At 73.2% G+C, this 16,669-nt stretch carries 14 protein-coding genes; 6 read left to right on the top strand and 8 right to left on the bottom strand.

The genetic code is table 11. From position 1 onward, the window contains the following. Positions 1-22: 22 nt before the first annotated feature. The 5 genes from K1J57_RS18380 to K1J57_RS18360 form a co-directional block, all read right to left on the bottom strand. Positions 23-2,005 carry an acetoacetate--CoA ligase gene (locus K1J57_RS18380; RefSeq protein ID WP_220559784.1) on the bottom strand — a complete coding sequence of 661 codons (1,983 nt, stop codon included), beginning with the start codon at positions 2,003-2,005 and terminating at the stop codon, positions 23-25. Positions 2,006-2,287: 282 nt separating this feature from the next. Further along, positions 2,288-2,962, bottom strand: coding sequence for an HAD family hydrolase (locus K1J57_RS18375; protein WP_220559783.1), 675 nt, complete (start codon positions 2,960-2,962; stop codon positions 2,288-2,290). Positions 2,963-3,012: 50 nt separating this feature from the next. Continuing rightward, a complete protein-coding gene (locus K1J57_RS18370) occupies positions 3,013-3,651 on the bottom strand; it encodes a DUF4126 domain-containing protein (protein ID WP_220559782.1) in 639 nt (212 codons plus the stop codon). Between the two features lie 119 nt (positions 3,652-3,770). Further along, positions 3,771-4,016 carry a DUF2630 family protein gene (locus tag K1J57_RS18365; protein ID WP_220559781.1) on the bottom strand — a complete coding sequence of 82 codons (246 nt, stop codon included), beginning with the start codon at positions 4,014-4,016 and terminating at the stop codon, positions 3,771-3,773. A 60-nt stretch (positions 4,017-4,076) separates the two neighbouring features. Next, entirely contained in the window at positions 4,077-5,366 is a 1,290-nt protein-coding gene (locus K1J57_RS18360; RefSeq protein WP_220559780.1) for a hypothetical protein, read from the bottom strand. A gap of 244 nt (positions 5,367-5,610) precedes the next feature. Here K1J57_RS18360 and K1J57_RS18355 point away from each other — a divergent pair, with 244 nt between their 5' ends. Continuing rightward, positions 5,611-5,901, top strand: coding sequence for a metal-sensitive transcriptional regulator (locus K1J57_RS18355; protein WP_073380305.1), 291 nt, complete (start codon positions 5,611-5,613; stop codon positions 5,899-5,901). 60 nt (positions 5,902-5,961) lie between these two features. Here the strand turns inward: K1J57_RS18355 and K1J57_RS18350 are convergent, their stop codons facing one another. Then, positions 5,962-7,335: an NAD(P)/FAD-dependent oxidoreductase gene (locus tag K1J57_RS18350; protein WP_220559779.1), complete on the bottom strand. Its 1,374-nt coding sequence runs from the start codon at positions 7,333-7,335 to the stop codon at positions 5,962-5,964. A gap of 228 nt (positions 7,336-7,563) precedes the next feature. After that, a complete protein-coding gene (locus K1J57_RS18345; protein WP_220559777.1) occupies positions 7,564-8,181 on the bottom strand; it encodes a TetR/AcrR family transcriptional regulator in 618 nt (205 codons plus the stop codon). Positions 8,182-8,301: 120 nt separating this feature from the next. On the opposite strand from K1J57_RS18345, the gene K1J57_RS18340 reads away from it, so the two are divergent. From K1J57_RS18340 to K1J57_RS18320, 5 genes are all read left to right on the top strand, one after another. Beyond that, positions 8,302-9,927 (top strand): carboxyl transferase domain-containing protein, encoded by a 1,626-nt coding sequence (locus K1J57_RS18340; protein WP_220559776.1) that lies wholly within the window; start codon positions 8,302-8,304, stop codon positions 9,925-9,927. Positions 9,928-9,985: 58 nt separating this feature from the next. After that, positions 9,986-11,992: a biotin carboxylase N-terminal domain-containing protein gene (locus tag K1J57_RS18335; protein WP_220565633.1), complete on the top strand. Its 2,007-nt coding sequence runs from the start codon at positions 9,986-9,988 to the stop codon at positions 11,990-11,992. Beyond that, complete coding sequence (locus K1J57_RS18330; RefSeq protein WP_220559775.1) at positions 11,989-13,146, top strand: acyl-CoA dehydrogenase family protein; 1,158 nt, start codon at positions 11,989-11,991, stop codon at positions 13,144-13,146. Before K1J57_RS18335 ends, K1J57_RS18330 begins: the two co-directional genes overlap by 4 nt. A gap of 374 nt (positions 13,147-13,520) precedes the next feature. Then, positions 13,521-14,168: a hypothetical protein gene (locus tag K1J57_RS18325; protein ID WP_220559774.1), complete on the top strand. Its 648-nt coding sequence runs from the start codon at positions 13,521-13,523 to the stop codon at positions 14,166-14,168. A gap of 79 nt (positions 14,169-14,247) precedes the next feature. Further along, on the top strand, positions 14,248-14,499 hold the full coding sequence (locus K1J57_RS18320; protein WP_220565933.1) for a hypothetical protein: 252 nt from the start codon (positions 14,248-14,250) through the stop codon (positions 14,497-14,499). Between the two features lie 71 nt (positions 14,500-14,570). Here K1J57_RS18320 and thrS read toward each other — a convergent pair whose 3' ends face one another. Continuing rightward, entirely contained in the window at positions 14,571-16,544 is a 1,974-nt protein-coding gene (gene thrS, locus K1J57_RS18315; protein ID WP_220559773.1) for a threonine--tRNA ligase, read from the bottom strand. Positions 16,545-16,669 lie beyond the last annotated feature (125 nt).

Below are 16,669 nucleotides of genomic sequence, written 5' to 3'. Positions count from 1 at the left end.
CTGGCGCCCGGGACCCCGCAGCTCAGTCGGCCAGCGTGCTGAAGAGGTCCAGCGCCTCGGGGTCGGCCAGGGAGTCGCGGCTGGCGACCTTGTCCGGGCTCTGGCCCATGAGGATGCGCTTGACCGGCACCTCCAGGATCTTGCCGGAGAGCGTGCGCGGCACCGCGGGGACGGCCCGCACCCGGTCGGGCACGTGGCGGGGCGAGCAGTCGGTGCGGATGCGCCGGGCGATCTCCTTGACGAGGGCGTCGTCGAGTGCGGCGCCCTCGCGCAGGACGACGAACAGCTCGATGCGCGAGGAGCCGTCGCCGCGGGGCACGTCCACGACCAGGGCGTCGGTGACGTCCTCCAGGGCCAGGACGGCACGGTAGATCTCGCTGGTCCCCATGCGGACGCCGCCGCGGTTGATGGTGGAGTCCGAGCGGCCGTAGATGATCGCGGTGCCGCGGTCGGTGATCTCGATCCAGTCGCCGTGCCGCCAGACGCCCGGGTACATGGAGAAGTAGCTGTCGCGCAGGCGCTCCCCGTCCTCGTCCCCCCAGAAGAAGACCGGCATGGACGGGGCCGGGCGGGTGACGACGAGCTCCCCGACCTCGCCGACCAGCTCCTTGCCGTCGGGGTCCCAGGCGGCGACGGCCATGCCCAGGGCCCGGGACTGGATCTCGCCCTCGTACACCGGCAGGGTGGGGGTGCCGCCCACCAGGCAGCTGCACACGTCGGTGCCGCCGCTGGTGGAGAACAGCCACAGGTCGTCGCCGAACTCCTCGTAGACCCAGGCGAACGCCTCGGGGCTGAGCGGGGAGCCGGTGGAGCCGATCGCCTTGAGGCGGGACAGGTCGCGGCCGCGGCGGGGGTGGACGCCGTCCTTCATGCAGGAGGAGAGGAACCCCGCGCTGGTGCCGAACACGGTGATCCCGGCCTCGTCGGCCAGGTCCCAGAGCGCCCCCAGGTCGGGGGCCGCGGGGCTGCCGTCGTACAGGACGATGGACGCCGGGGTCAGCAGCACGCTGACCAGGAAGTTCCACATCATCCAGCCGGTGGTGGTGAACCAGAAGACGCGGTCGTGCTCCTGCGCGTCCAGGTGCAGGTGGAGGTTCTTCAACTGCTCCAGGAGGATGCCGCCGTGGCCCTGCACGATGGCCTTGGGCAGGCCGGTGGTGCCCGAGGAGTAGAGCACCCACAGCGGGTGGTCGAAGGCGACGGGGGTGAACTCCAGGTCGGCGCCCGCCCCGGAGGCCTCCAGGGCCGACCAGGCCAGGGTGCCCTCGGCCGGCCCGGCGCCCGGGCGGAGGTGGTCGAGCACGACGGTGTGCTCGACCGTGGGCAGGGCCGTGCGCAGCTCCTCGACGACGGGGCCGCGGTCGAAGTCCTTGCCGCCGTAGCGGTAGCCGTCGACGGCCAGCAGGACCTTGGGCTCGATCTGGGCGAAGCGGTCGATGACGCTGCGCACGCCGAAGTCGGGAGAGCAGGAGGACCAGATCGCCCCCAGGGAGGCGACCGCGTAGAACGCGGCGGCGGTCTCGGGCAGGTTGGGCAGGTAGGCCGCGACCCGGTCGCCGGGACCCACGCCCAGCTCGCGCAGGCCGGCGGCGATCGCGGCGGTGCGGGCGCGCAGCTCGCCCCAGGTCCACTCGGCCAGGGGGCGCAGCTCGGTGGCGTGGCGGATCGCGACCCGGTCGGGGTCGCGGCCCTCGAACACGTGCCGGGCGTAGTTGAGGGTGGCCCCGGGGAACCAGCGGGCGCCGGGCATGGCGTCCTCGGCCAGGACGCCATCGGCGGGGGTGTCGAAGCGGACGCCGTAGTACACGCGGATCGCGTCCCAGAAACCGTCGGTGTCGGTGACCGACCAGCGCCACAGCGCGTCGTAGTCGAAGTCGCCGTCGGCGCCGAAGGCCTCGACGCCCCTGTGCTCCTCGGCCCACCGGGCGAACGCGACGATGTTGGAGGACGCCACCGTCTCCTCGTCGGGTCGCCAGAGCACACGGGGCACGCTGCTCTCCGTCATTGGCCCGCCTTCCATTCGCGTGGCTGTGTGTTGCTGTGAGGTCCATCTAACAGCACACCATGACGGGGGCCACCCCCAGGGCTCCCCGGAACAGGGCCCGGGCGACGACGGGAAGTTCCCAGGTCACACCGCGTTCACGGACCCTGTGGCGAGCCCACTGCCGGGCGCCCGCACAGGGTGGGGGACCACCATTGACAGCCCCCTCCCCCGCGGTGCGGCCGGCCGGGAGAACCGGTCATGGGTTCTTTCGGCCGACCGCTGGGCGGGCCCCGCCCGGCCGGCTCAGAGGCCGCGCAGCGCGCGGACCGCCGCCACCGGGGACTCGGCCACCGGGGCGCCCGTGGCGGCCAGCCTCTCGGGCGCCATCAGGCCGGTGGACACCAGGATCGAGTGCGCGCCGGCCGCGTGGGCGGCCCGGGCGTCGTCGTCGATGTCGCCGATGAGCACGACCCGGGAGGGGTCGATGTCCTGGCCCGACAGGTGGTGCACCAGGTGCTCCGCCTTGGAGTCGACCTCGGTGTCGTACCTGCGGCCGTCGACCCGGGTGAAGTGCGCGGCCAGGCCGCGTTCGGCGATGAGCGGGACGACGTGGTCGTGCGAGGCCATCGACAGCAGCGACTGGGTGCGCCCCAGGCCCGCCCAGTCGAGCAGCACGTCCGGAACGCCCTGCGCCAGCCGGCACGCGGGCAGGTGGCGCAGGTAGTCCTCGTCGTAGAGCTTCTCCAGGCGCTCCCACTCGCCCACGGCGAGGGCGCGGCCCAGCAGCTCCTCGTAGAGGGGGACGAGCGGGCGCCGGAAGACGCTGCGCCAGTGGTCCAGCTCCACCGGGTCGACGCCGTAGGCGGCGCACACGGCGTTGACCGCGGAGAGGTTCGCGTGGTTGTCGTCCAGGAGGGTGCCGTTCCAGTCCCAGACGATGTGGGTGATGTCGTTCGGATCGAAAGTCAGCTCTGTCATCACCTGCACTTTACGCGGCCTTGGCCGGCCGGCGCCGTGTGCCGGTCGCCTCAGGCGGGGGCCCCGGGGCCGGTGTCCCCGCCCCCCGCGGCGCGTTCGGCCCGCAGGCGGCGGCTGCGCCGCACCAGCAGCGCGCCCACCGCGGCCAGCGCCGGGACCACCAGCAGGATGAGGACCGGCAGCAGGATGGCCGCGAGCGAGGTGAAGAAGCTGACGACGTCCTCGATGAGGGAGACGAACGGGGCCGCGCAGCCCGCCGTGACCGAGTTCGCGGCCAGCCGGCCCAGGAACTTGAGCAGGTGGAACACCAGGGCGATGACCACGCCCGCGATGACGGGTCCCCAGGAGACCCCGTCCTGCGCCGTCGCGCCGGAGGCGGCACCGGTGATCTCGGAGAGCTCCACCGCGGAGGCCCCGGCGCCGAAGACGATGCCGCCGGAGGTGGGGCGCACGACGGTCTGGATCACGTCGTTGATGCTGTCGACCGCCGGGAACTTGTCGGCGAGGAACTCGACCACCAGCAGCACGGTCAGCAGGACGAGGGTGACCGGGTGCTCCAGCCAGGTCCAGGAGTCGCCCAGGACCAGCAGGTCGGTGAAGCGGGCGATGAGGCCCACCAGCAGCAGGGGGATGTAGGCGTTGAGCCCGGCCGCGGTGGACAGACCGATGCCGGTGAGTGCAGTGAGCAAGAGGGGCCCTTCCGGATCCGTGGCGCGGGGCCGGTCCGGGCGCGCGGGCCGGTCCCGGCCCGCGCCGGTTCACCGTGGTTGATGCCGGCCGGGGCCCTGTGGTTTCGGCCGGCGGCGCTTCACTGGCGGTAGTTCTCGACCTCGGACACCGGCCGGACCTCGGCCTCGTCGGGGTCCTGCCCGAACTCCTCGCGGGCCCGCCGCCGGCGGAGCAGGTCCCAGCACTGGTCGAGGGCCTGCTCGACCTCCTTCATGCGGCCGCGCTCCTCGTCGGACAGGCCGCCCGGTGTGGCGCGCAGGGCGTGCTCCTCGTCCATCAGGCCCTTGATGGTGGACAGGATGTCGTTGTCGGCGCTTCGATCCATAGGGCCATGGTGGTGCGGCCCCGGGGCGGGGGCAAGCCCCCCGCCCCGGGCTTGCCCAGATCAGGCCCGACGTTTACGGGCGGCGGCCAGCACCGCGATGGCGGCGCCGAGGGTGATCAGACCGCCGGAGACCAGGGCGGCCAGGCCCGGCCCGGTGACGGGCAGCGAGGGCTTGTACCCCGGCTTGGGCGGCGGGGGCGGCTCCGGCGACACGGTCGGCGGCTCCGTCGGAGACGGCGACCCCGTGGGCGACGGGGACGGAGACGGCGACGGAGACGGGCTGGGACTCGGCGAGGGCGATTCCGTGGGCGACGGACTCGGACTCGGAGACGGACTCGGACTGGGCGAGGGACTGGGACTGGGCGACGGGCTCGGAGAAGGCGACTCCGTGGGCGACGGGGACGGAGAAGGGCTCGGACTGGGCGAGGGACTCGGGCTCGGGCTGGGACTCGGGCTCGGAGACGGACTGGGACTCGGGCTCGGGGACGGGCTCGGCGACTCCGTCGGCGAGGGAGACGGGCTCGGGCTCGGGGAGGGACTCGGGGACGGGCTCGGGCTCGGAGACGGCTCCGGAGCATTGCAGTCGACCGTCACGTCGCCCAGGACGAGGTCGTACAGGGTCACCGGGTCTCCCACCGGGGCGCCCGCCGCGTCGTAGCGCTGGGCCGTCGCGGTGAAGTCGGTGTAGACGTGCCCGAAGTAGGGGTCGACGATCTCCTCGACGTGCTCGATGCGCGACGTGACCCGGACCTCGGTGGCCCCGTCGCCGTAGTCCCCGGCGAAGGTCAGCTCCGAGGTCCCGGTCCCCGCCTGGTTCGCGGGCGGGGCGTCGACCAGGCGACCGAGGACGTAGGGCGCCGTGGTCGCCGTCTGCGCGATGACGTCGGCGGGCGGCGCGCACTGCACCCGGTTGTTCCAGGTCGAGACCTGGAGGACGGTGCTGCCGCCGCCGCTCGGGGTCCCCTGGTCGAGCAGCTGTGAGACCCAGGGGATCCCCGAGTCGGGGACCGTCAGGTTGGTGAAGGCGCCGTTGGCGTTGGTCATGGCGCTCTCCGGGCCGGTCACGACGTTCACCTCGCCGGTGGCCGTCGCGGAGGTCAGGTAGGGCGACTCCGGCAGTCCGTTCCAGGAGTCGTTGCCGTTCCCCGAGACCTCGATGGCCCGGAGGGTCTCGTTCACCGGGCTCCCGTACACGGAGCCGTCCAGTGACAGCCGGCTCCAGACACTCGACGCGTAGGGGGTCGCGGGCGCCGCCACCACGTCGCGGGCCCCGAAGACCGCGCCCGCGGCGAGGGCTCCCGAAGCCAGCAGGACCGACGTGACGGCGGCGGCCCCGGCACGCCGCCGCACCAATGAACGATCTCGCACCGCAACCAATTCAACACTCCCCGTAGTTGATCCCGGCCATGGGGAACACTCTAGGTAACGGACGCCCGGAGATCCGGCAGGACGCGGCACACCCTACGCCCCTGTTCGTCTGGGAAACTCCTCCTAGGGCACCCGACGGCGGAATGCTCCGCCGACCCGGGTGGTTCAATACCTCGAGGGGGTATTGTTCATGGCAATAGAGCAGGAACGACACGGAAGCGGGACCATGGCTGCGACCCACGGTTACAGCAATGACAAGCAGAGCCACATCAATCGACTCCGCCGCATCGAGGGGCAGATCCGCGGCCTGCAGCGCATGGTCGAGGACGACCAGTACTGCATCGACATCCTCACCCAGACCTCGGCCGTGAACAGCGCCCTGCGCTCCTTCGCGCTGGCCATGCTGGACGAGCACCTCAAGCACTGTGTGGCCCACGCCGTCGCCAACGGCGGCGAGGAGGCCGACGCCAAGGTCAAGGAGGCGTCGGAGGCCATCGCCCGGCTGGTCCGCTCCTGACCCGCCCGCCACGCGTCGTTCCGGGGGCGGCGGCCGCCACGGCCGCCGCCCCTCGCCGTGTCAGTCCTCGCCGTAGCGGGCCCTGAGGTTCTCCAGCAGCCTCGCGCCCTCGCGCCCGGCCGACTCCGCGTCGAGGTAGTCCACGGCCTCGTTGGCCACGAAGGACGACGGCCGCCCGTCGTCGGCGAAGCCCATCCGGGACACGTCCCCGCCGATGAGGGCCCGGATGCCCCAGTTGGCCAGGATGCGCGCCCGCGCGTTGGGCGAGGGCACCGCCATCAGGTGGTAGCCGCGGGTGGCGCCCAGCGCCGGGAGCCCCGTCAGCTCCATGTCCATCACCCGGGCCAGCGCGTCCCTGCCGCTCAGGTCCACCACCAGGCCCAGGTCCCGGTGGCGGAACTCCCGGAGCGGCCGCCCCAGGATCGAGGCCACCACGTTGTCCGCCGCGGTCACCGCCTGCCGGGTCGCGTACTGGGCCGTGGGCGGGCAGTAGGGCGCGTCACCGGACAGGTTCGGCACCGCCGCGGCGTCGCCCAGGGCGAACACCTCCGGCACGCCCGGCACCCGCAGGTCGGCGTCCACCTCCAGGCGGCCGCGCTGGGTGGGCCTGCCCAGGGTCTCCACCAGCGGGCTGGGGGACACCCCCGCGGTCCAGATCAGGGTGCGGCAGGGCAGCGCCCGCCCGTCGGTGAGCACCACCTTGTCGGCGGTGACCTCGCGCACCGACACCTTGAGCTTGACCTCGATGCCCATGCGGCGGAGCAGGTCCAGGGCCTTGCGGCCGAGCCGGTCGCCGAGTTCGGGCAGCACCTTGGGCGCGATGTCCACCAGGTGCCAGCGGATCACCGAGCGCAGCTCGGGGTAGCGCTTGGCCGCCTCCTCGCACAGGCGCATCAGCGAGGCGGCGGTCTCCACCCCCGTGTAGCCGCCGCCGACCACGATGAACCGGCAGCGCTCCTCCCGCTCGACCGGGTCGGCGGTGTCGTTGGCCAGCTCCAGCTGGGCGAGCACGTGGTCGCGCAGCAGGACCGCCTCGGCCAGGGTCTTGGCCCCGTAGGCGTGCTCGGTCAGGCCGGGGATGTCGAAGGCCCGGGTGAGGCCGCCGGGGGCCAGCACCAGGCGGTCGTAGCGTACGGGGATCAGCTCGCCGGTGGGCCGGCACACCACGACGACGCGGTCGTCGGTGTCGACCCCCACGGCGTTGCCGGGGATGAGCCGGGTGTCCCGCGTCAGCCGGTGCACCGACATCGCCACGGACTGCGGTGTCAGCAGTCCGGAGGCCACCTGCGGCAGCAGCGGGCTGTAGAGCATGTAGTCGTGGGGGGCGATCAAGGCGATGTCCGCCGCCCCCGACGGGATGCGGCGTTCCAGACGACGCAGGGTGTGGATACCGCCGAACCCCGCGCCGACCACCACGATCCGAGGCCGAGCCATGTGTTGCTCCTTCTCCGTGTCGGTCGCCGTCACAGGCGGCCCTACCCGATACGGCCGAATGTAGAGCCGCGCCCGGACGCCCCCGAAACCGCAGAGCCGGTCCGTTCCCACCTCTTGGTGACCTTTTTGTCGGACTTCGCCCTGTGCGGGTGAAGGGGAGGGCCGTCCTGCGGCGGTCCTCTCCGGGGACCGGAGCGGCGGCCTGTCCGGGAAGGGCGCGGGCCGCGGTCAGCGGCCGCCGTCGGCGGAGGCGGGACCGGCGCCGCCCGCCGGGGACTCGGGGGCCGTCAGCGCGGCGGCGCCCATGTCCAGCAGCAGGTCGGCCATGCGCGCGCGGGGCAGCTCGCCGCGGCTGTGGGGGGTGGAGTTGAGCAGGCCGAAGACGGCGTGGACCGCGGCCCGCAGCACGGGGGCCGGGGTGTGCGGGCGCGTCTGGGAGAGCACGCCGACCCACTCCTCGACGTAGCCCCGCTGGAGGCGGCGGACGCGGCGCCGGTCCCCCTCGGTGAGGTGGTGCAGCTCCCGGTCGTGCACGGTGATCAGCGCCGGCTCGTCCAGGGCGAACGCGATGTGCCCGCGCAGCAGAGCGGTCAGCGCGGACGCGGGGTCGGGGGCGGCGGCGACCAGTTCCCGCCCGCGGCCCGCCAGGCGTTCGCTGACGTCGATGAGGATCGCGCCCAGCAGCGCCTGCTTGCCGGAGAAGTGGCGGTACAGGGCCGGACCGGTGGTGCCGACGGCCCGGCCGATGTCGTCGATGAGCACGCTCCGGTAGCCGCGTTCGGCGAACAGTTCCGCCGCCGCGCCCAGCAGCGCCGCGCGGCGGTCGCCCGTCGGTCTGGACACCATGCCCGCTCCGTTCCTCACCCCGCCCGGCGGTTCGCGGCGCCGGACTGTGGACACCCATGTTAATGGTCACTAACATCACTGATGTTAGTGAGCATTAACACCCCTCCACGAGAGGACAGCATGAGCAGGGCATCCGTACTCGGCTCGGCGGTCGACACCGCCGGTCCCGCGTTCGCCGCCAACGACGCGGCGAACCGCGCCCTCGCCTCGGAGCTGCGCGAGCGGATCGCCACCGCGGCCCTGGGCGGCCCCGAGAAGTCCCGAGCCCGCCACGTCGAGCGCGGCAAACTGCTGCCGCGCGACCGTGTCGACCACCTCCTGGACCCGGGCTCCCCCTTCCTGGAGATCGCCCCCCTGGCCGCCTACGGGCTGTACGGGGCCGACGGGCAGGACGCCCCCGGGGCCGGGATGATCGCCGGGGTGGGCCGGGTGGCCGGGCGCCCCACGGTGGTGGTCGCCAACGACGCCACCGTCAAGGGCGGCAGCTACTACCCGATGACCGTCAAGAAGCACCTGCGCGCGCAGGAGGTCGCCCTCCAGAACCGGCTGCCGTGCGTCTACCTGGCCGACTCCGGCGGCGCGTTCCTGCCCATGCAGGACGAGGTGTTCCCCGACCGCGAGCACTTCGGGCGGATCTTCTACAACCAGGCCACCATGTCGCGGCTGGGCGTCCCGCAGATCGCGGCGGTGCTCGGCTCCTGCACCGCCGGGGGCGCCTACGTCCCGGCGATGAGCGACGAGGCCGTCATCGTCCGCGACCAGGGCACCATCTTCCTGGGCGGCCCGCCGCTGGTGAAGGCCGCCACCGGCGAGGTCGTCACCGCCGAGGAGCTGGGCGGCGGCGACCTGCACTCCCGGGTGTCGGGCGTGACCGACCACCTGGCCGACGACGACGCGCACGCGCTGTCCATCGTGCGGCGCATCGCCGACACGTTCGGCCCGCAGGGCGCGCCCGCCTGGGAGACCCGCGAGCCGCGCCCGCCCGCGCTGGACCCGCAGGAGCTGTACGGGGTGGTGCCCGCCGACACCCGCACCCCCTACGACGTGCGCGAGGTCATCGGCCGCGTCGTCGACGCCAGCGAGTTCACCGAGTTCAAGGCCGAGTACGGGACCACCCTGGTCACCGGCTTCGCGCACATCCACGGGCACCCGGTGGGGATCATCGCCAACAACGGGATCCTGTTCGCCGAGTCGGCGCTCAAGGGCGCCCACTTCATCGAGCTGTGCGACCGGCGCAGCATCCCGCTGGTGTTCCTGCAGAACATCTCCGGGTTCATGGTGGGCCGCGACTACGAGGCCGGGGGCATCGCCAAACACGGCGCCAAGATGGTCACCGCGGTGGCCTGCGCCCGCGTCCCCAAGTTCACCGTCGTCATCGGCGGCTCGTTCGGGGCGGGCAACTACTCCATGTGCGGCCGGGCGTACTCGCCCCGGTTCCTGTGGATGTGGCCCAACGCCCGCATCTCCGTCATGGGCGGCGAACAGGCCGCGTCCGTGCTGTCGACCGTGCGCCGCGACCAGATGAGCGCGCGCGGCGAGGAGTGGTCCGCCGAGGCCGAGGAGGGGTTCAAGGCCCCCATCCGGGACCTGTACGAGGAGCAGGGCAGCCCCTACTACTCCACCGCCCGGCTGTGGGACGACGGCGTCATCGACCCCGCCGACACCCGCGACGTGCTCGCCATGGCCCTGTCCGCCGCCCGCCACGCCCCGCTGGAGCCCGTGGGCTACGGCGTCTTCCGGATGTGAGGAACCCTTGACCACGACCGTACTCGTCGCCAACCGGGGCGAGATCGCCCTGCGGGTGATGCGCACCCTGCGCCGGATGGGCCTGGGCGCGGTGGCGGTGCACACCGACGCCGACGCCGGCTCCCCGCACGTGAGGGCCGCCGACCTGGCCGTGCGCGTGCCCTCCTACCTGGACGCCGACGCCATCGTCGCCGCCGCCCTGGAGACCGGGGCCCGCCTGGTCCACCCCGGCTACGGCTTCCTGTCGGAGAACGCCGTGTTCGCCCGCGCCTGCGCGGACGCCGGGCTGGTGTTCATCGGCCCGCCGCCCGCCGCCATCGACGCCATGGGCGACAAGATCCGCGCCAAGGAGACGGTGGCCGCCGCCGGGGTGCCGGTGCTGGGCGGCTTCACCGAGGAGCCCGGGGCCCCGTTGCCCGACGACGCCTTGCTGGAGCTGGCCGCTGGCACCGGCTACCCCCTGCTCATCAAGCCCTCCGCGGGAGGCGGCGGCAAGGGCATGCGCGCCGTCCACTCCCCCGCGGAGCTCCCCGACGCCGCCGCGGCCGCCCGCCGCGAGGCCCTGGCCTCGTTCGGCGACTCCACCCTGCTGGTGGAGCGCCTGGTGCAGCGTCCCCGGCACATCGAGGTGCAGGTGCTGGCGGACGCCCACGGCACCGTGCTCCATCTGGGCGAGCGCGAGTGCAGCCTGCAGCGCCGCCACCAGAAGGTGGTGGAGGAGGCGCCCTCCCCGCTGCTCACGGACGGGCAGCGGGCCGCCATGGGCGAGGCCGCCGTGGCCGCCGCCCGCTCCTGCGGGTACGTGGGCGCGGGCACCGTCGAGTTCATCGCCGAGGCGGGCGAGGACGGCGGGCTGTCGTTCTCGTTCCTGGAGATGAACACCCGGCTCCAGGTGGAGCACCCGGTCACCGAGGAGGTCGTCGCGGTCCGCGGCGAGCGCGGCCTGGACCTGGTCGAGCTCCAGGTGCGGGTGGCCCTGGGGGAGCCGCTGCCCTTCGGGCAGGACGACGTGTCCTGGGTCGGGCACGCGGTGGAGGCCCGGATCTACGCCGAGGACGCCGACCGCGGGTTCCTGCCCAGCGGCGGCCCGGTGCTGGCCCTGGCCGAGCCCGCCGGCGAGGGGGTGCGGGTCGACTCGGGCATCGCCGCCGGGAGCGAGGTGACCTCGTCGTTCGACCCCATGCTCGCCAAGGTGATCGTGTGGGGCCCGGACCGCGGCGCGGCGCTGCGCCGCGCCGACGACGCCCTGGGCGGGTACCTGCTGCTGGGGTGCGTCACCAACACCGCGTTCCTGCGCCGGCTGCTGCGCCACCCGCGGGTGGTCGCCGGCGACCTGAGCACCGACCTCATCGGGGCGGAACCGCCCGAGTCCGCCCCCGAGGGCGTGCCCGACGCGGTGTACGCGGCCGCAGCCCTGGACCACATGCTCGACCTGGAGCCGCCCGCGCCCACCGCCGACCGGTTCGCCGTCCCCGACGGGTGGCGGATCGGCGGGGCCGCGTGGACGCCGTGGCGGCTGCGGGCCCCCGGCGGCGAGGCCGTGACCGTCCGGGTGCGCCGCACCGGGTCCGGCTTCTCGGTGGCCGTGGGCGAGATGGAGGCGGTGGACGCCCGCGCCCGCCGCGACGGCGACCGGCTCACGGTGTCCTACGCGGGCCGCACCCGCACCTACCTGCGGGCCGACGACCCCGCCACCGCGCACCGGTGGCTGGGCGCCGACGGCTCCGCCTGGACCCTGCACGAGGAGCCCGTCGACGCCGCCCTGCGCGGCGACGAGGCCGCCGCCGACGGCACCGTGCGCAGCCCGATGCCCGGCACGGTGCTCGCCGTGCCGGTCGCGGTCGGCGACACGGTCACCGCCGGCCAGGCGCTGGCCGTCGTCGAGGCCATGAAGATGGAGCACTCCGTCACCTCACCCGTCGACGGCACCGTGGCCACCGTCGCGGTCCGGCCCGGCGCGTCCGTACCGATGGACGCCGTCCTGGTCGTCGTCGAGCCCACCGGGACCCCGGACACCCCCGGGGCCCCGTCCGCCCCCGCCACCAGCGAGGAGAACCAGCGTTGAACCGCCACCAGCTGTCGACCGAGCACGCCGACCTGCGGGCCTCCGTGGAGGAGTTCGCCCGGACCGAGGTCGCCCCGGTCATCGCCGAGCACTACGAGAACGGGACCTTCCCCTACGAGGTCATCGCCAAGATGGGGCGGATGGGCCTGTTCGGCCTGCCGTTCCCCGAGGAGCACGGGGGCATGGGCGGCGACTACTTCGCGCTGTGCCTGGCCCTGGAGGAGCTGGCCCGGGTGGACTCCTCGGTGGCCATCACCCTGGAGGCCGGGGTGTCGCTGGGCGCGATGCCGCTGTACCGGTTCGGCACCGAGGAGCAGAAGAAGGCCTACCTGCCGCGGCTGACCTCCGGCGAGGCGCTGGGCGCGTTCGGGCTGACCGAGCCCGACGGCGGGTCCGACGCGGGGGCCACCCGCACCACGGCCCGGCTGGAGGACGGGCAGTGGGTGATCAACGGGACCAAGTCGTTCATCACCAACTCCGGCACCGACATCACCGCGCTGGTCACGGTCACCGCCGTCACCGGCCGGCGGGAGGACGGGCGTCCGGAGATCTCCTCCATCCTGGTGCCCGCGGGGACCCCCGGGTTCTCGGTCGGGCAGAAGTACTCCAAGGTCGGGTGGAACGCCTCCGACACCAACGAGCTGGTGTTCGAGGACTGCCGGGTGCCCGAGGCCAACCTGGTGGGCGAGCGCGGCCGCGGGTACGCCCAGTTCCTGCGCATCCTCGACGAGGGGCGCATCGCCATCGCCGCGCTGTCGGTGGGCCTGGCCCAGGGCTGCGTGGACGAGAGCGTGCGCTACGCCCACGAGCGCAGTGCGTTCGGGAACACGATCGGCCACTACCAAGCGATCCAGTTCAAGATCGCCGAGATGGAGGCCCGCGCGCACACCGCCCGGCTGGCCTACTACGACGCCGCCTCCCGGATGCTGGCGGGCGAGCCGTTCAAGAAGGAGGCGGCGATCGCCAAGCTGGTGGCCTCCAACGCAGCCATGGACAACGCCCGCGACGCCACGCAGGTGTTCGGCGGGTACGGGTTCATGAACGACTACGCGGTGGGCCGCTTCTACCGGGACGCCAAGATCCTGGAGATCGGCGAGGGCACCAGCGAGGTCCAGAAGATGCTCATCGCCCGCGAACTGGGACTTCCCGCCTGACGGGGGCCCGGGCGCGGGACGGTCGCGCCCGGGCCGCCCGGGCGAACGGCTCCGCCACGGCGCCCCCGGCGGTGACGGGGGCGCCGACGACCGTGCCCGTGGCCGCACCCGGGAACGCTCCGGCGCTCTGCTCCGGGCCCCGACGCGCGGACACCGCCCGCCCGCTCGCGGGCGGCGTCCGTGGCCGGGACCGGCCTCCGCCCGCCGTTCGGTGAAGGTCAGGGGTGACAAGTACCCACAATCGGCACAGAATGGACTCCGTACGGCCAGTGCGGGTCCCCTGCGTTCCGGACCCGGAAGACCCGGTCCGCCCACGCAGCGGCCCCCGCCACGGGTCCACGGCCGCCCGTATCCCCGGCCGGAGGAGTCACCGGATGGAAGGCGCCCTGCCCGTCCTCGCCCTGGTCGTCGTCGTGGTGACGGCCGGCGCGGTCGCGGTCTCCGCGCACTTTCGCAAGGAACGCGTCGCCGAACTCCGCGGTTGGGCGCGCGCACAGGGATGGACCTACACCGAACACCACCCCGCCCCGTTGGGCGGCGCCGCCCTGCCCCGCCCCCTGGGCGGGCGCTCCCCGCGCTTCCACCACGTCCTGGACGGACGGCACGGCGGCCACCGCGTCACCTTCTTCGAGCACACCCCCCGCCCGGCCGCCCGCGGCACGGACGAGGTCCCGCACACCTACCGGGTGGTGGCCGTGCGCACCCCCGGCACCGACACCGACCTGGAGATCCGCCGCCGCGACGACGCGGCGACCGGAGCCACGACCGACTTCGCACGGGCCTTCCAGGTGTCGGGCGGCGACGGGTTCGCCCGCGCCGCCCTGGGACCGGAGACGGTGGAGTGGCTGCTCTCCGACCCCCGCTCGCGCTCCTTCCCGGTCCGCTTCACCGGGGAGCACGTGCTCACCTGGGCCGTCATGCGGCTGGACCCGGACCGGGCGCTCACGGCGGCCGACTACCTCATCGACCTCATCGACCGCGTCCCCGCGCAGGCCTGGGGGACGCACGCCACCGGCTCCTGACCCGGCCGTACACCGCTCACGCCGCCGGGAGAGCGCTAGAATCCGGCTTGCCCCAACGCAGCAAGGAGTGACATCCGTCTTGAGCGACCCCAACTCGACGGCGCGCATCTCCCGCGCGGACCTGTTCCGCGACGAGGAGGTCCCCGACCCCAACTCGACGGCCCGGATCTCCCGTGCCGACCTCTTCCGCGACGAGGAGGCCCCCGACCCCGACTCGACGGCGCGCATCTCCCGTGCCGAGCTGTTCCGCGATCAGGACGCCGCCCAGGCGCCCGACCCGAACTCCACCGCGCGCATCTCCCGCGCGGACCTGTTCCGCGACGACGACTGACGCGGCCCGCGACGCGAAGAGCGCCCGCCCGGCGGACCGGACGGGCGCTCTTCGCGTGCGGAGGGGCGGGCTCAGCGGCGCTCGCGGACGGCCGCGACGATCTCGGCGACCGCCTCGTCCACCGGCACCCCGTTGTTCTGGGAGCCGTCGCGGTAGCGGAAGGAGACCGCACCCTTGCTGATGTCCTCGTCGCCCGCCAGCAGCATGAAGGGCACCTTCTGCTTCTGGGCGTTGCGGATCTTCTTCTGCATGCGGTCGTCGCCGGCGTCGACCTCCACGCGGATGCCCTGGGAGCGCAGCTCGGCGGCGACCTCCTCCAGGTACGGCACGTGCTCGTCGGCGATCGGGATGCCGACGGCCTGCACCGGGGCCAGCCAGGCCGGGAAGGCGCCCGCGTAGTGCTCCAGCAGGACGGCGAAGAACCGCTCGATGGAGCCGAACAGGGCGCGGTGGATCATCACCGGGCGCTGGCGGGAGCCGTCGGAGGCGGTGTACTCCAGGTCGAACCGCTCGGGCAGGTTGAAGTCCACCTGGATGGTCGACATCTGCCAGGTCCGGCCGATGGCGTCCTTGGCCTGGACGGAGATCTTGGGGCCGTAGAAGGCGGCGCCGCCCGGGTCCATGACCAGCTCCAGCCCCTGCTTCTGGGCGGCCTGGCGCAGGGTCTCGGTGGCCTCCTCCCAGACCTCGTCGGAGCCGATGGACTTCTCCGGGTCCTTGGTGGACAGCTCCAGGTAGAAGTCCTCGAGCCCGTAGTCGCGCAGCAGGTCCAGCACGAAGGTCAGCAGCGAGTCGAGCTCGTCCGCCATCTGCTCCTTGGTGCAGTAGATGTGCGCGTCGTCCTGGGTGAAGCCGCGGGCGCGGGTGAGCCCGTGGACCACCCCGGACTTCTCGTACCGGTACACGGTGCCGAACTCGAACAGGCGCAGCGGCAGCTCGCGGTAGGAGCGCCCGCGCGCGTCGAAGATCAGGTTGTGCATCGGGCAGTTCATCGGCTTGAGGTAGTAGTCCTGGCCGCCGTCGAGCTGCATGGGGGGGTACATGCCGTCCGCGTACCAGTCCAGGTGCCCCGACTTCTCGAACAGGGCGCTCTTGGTGGCGTGCGGGGTGTAGACGAACTGGTAGCCGCTCTCCTCGTGGCGCCGGCGCGAGTAGTCCTCCATGACGCGGCGGACGATGCCGCCGCGGGGGTGGAAGACCGCCAGGCCCGAGCCGATCTCGTCCGGGATGGAGAACAGGTCCAGCTCGGCGCCGAGCTTGCGGTGGTCGCGCTTCTCGGCCTCCTCCAGGAAGGCCAGGTACGCCTTGAGGGCGTCCTTGCTCTCCCAGGCGGTGCCGTAGATGCGCTGCAGCTGCGGGTTGGTCTCCTTGCCGCGCCAGTAGGCGGCGGCGGTGCGCATGAGCTTGAACGCCGGGACGACCCGGGTGGTGGGCAGGTGCGGACCCCGGCACAGGTCCTTCCAGCACTGCTCGCCGCTGCGCGGGTCGATGTTGTCGTAGATGGTCAGCTCGCCCGCGCCGACCTCGGCGGAGGCGCCCTCGGCGGCCTCGGCGGCGCCGCCCTTGAGGCCGATCAGCTCCAGCTTGTAGGGCTCGGTGGCCAGCTCGGCGCGGGCCTCGTCGTCGCCGACGACCCGGCGGTCGAAGCGCTGCCCCTGCTTGATGATCTGCTGCATCTTCTTCTCGATGCTCTTGAGATCGGCCGGGGTGAAGGGCTCGGCGACGTCGAAGTCGTAGTAGAAGCCGTTCTCGACGGGCGGGCCGATGCCCAGCTTGGCCTCGGGGAACAGCTCCTGGACGGCCTGGGCGAGGATGTGCGCGGTGGAGTGGCGCAGGATCGCCCGGCCCTCCTCGGAGTCGATGGTGATCGGCTCGACGGCGTCGCCCTCGTGCAGCTCGCGGAACAGGTCCCGCGGCTCGCCGTTGACCAGCGCGGCGATGACGGTCCGGCCGTCCGCCTCCAGTGCCTGCCCCGCCGTAGTGGTGGCCGCCACCACACGCGGTGTTCCGGCGATGGTGATGTGCAGCTCGGGCGCGGCGGACACGGTGACTCCTCGTAAGACGCGAACAGGTGGTGACGCCGGGCGCCGCGTCCCTTGCGGGCGGCGCCGCGTCTGCGAACGATGCTATCGGCTCCGGGCGGCGGCCGCCCCGCGGTCCGCACGGGACG

The organism is Nocardiopsis sp. MT53 (assembly GCF_019598965.1).
Classification (GTDB): domain Bacteria; phylum Actinomycetota; class Actinomycetes; order Streptosporangiales; family Streptosporangiaceae; genus Nocardiopsis; species Nocardiopsis changdeensis.
Note: the sequence above shows the minus strand (reverse complement) of the source record. Positions and strands in the feature narration are given on the sequence as shown.

Excerpts from the sequence above, each read along its gene's own strand:
- K1J57_RS18380 (WP_220559784.1), bottom strand. The coding sequence starts at position 2,005 with ATGACGGAGAGCAGCGTGCCCCGTGTGCTCTGGCGACCCGACGAGGAG.
- K1J57_RS18375 (WP_220559783.1), bottom strand. The coding sequence starts at position 2,962 with ATGACAGAGCTGACTTTCGATCCGAACGACATCACCCACATCGTCTGG.
- K1J57_RS18365 (WP_220559781.1), bottom strand. The coding sequence starts at position 4,016 with ATGGATCGAAGCGCCGACAACGACATCCTGTCCACCATCAAGGGCCTG.
- K1J57_RS18355 (WP_073380305.1), top strand. The coding sequence starts at position 5,611 with ATGGCTGCGACCCACGGTTACAGCAATGACAAGCAGAGCCACATCAAT.
- K1J57_RS18350 (WP_220559779.1), bottom strand. The coding sequence starts at position 7,335 with ATGGCTCGGCCTCGGATCGTGGTGGTCGGCGCGGGGTTCGGCGGTATC.
- K1J57_RS18345 (WP_220559777.1), bottom strand. The coding sequence starts at position 8,181 with ATGGTGTCCAGACCGACGGGCGACCGCCGCGCGGCGCTGCTGGGCGCG.
- K1J57_RS18340 (WP_220559776.1), top strand. The coding sequence starts at position 8,302 with ATGAGCAGGGCATCCGTACTCGGCTCGGCGGTCGACACCGCCGGTCCC.
- K1J57_RS18335 (WP_220565633.1), top strand. The coding sequence starts at position 9,986 with ATGCGCACCCTGCGCCGGATGGGCCTGGGCGCGGTGGCGGTGCACACC.
- K1J57_RS18325 (WP_220559774.1), top strand. The coding sequence starts at position 13,521 with ATGGAAGGCGCCCTGCCCGTCCTCGCCCTGGTCGTCGTCGTGGTGACG.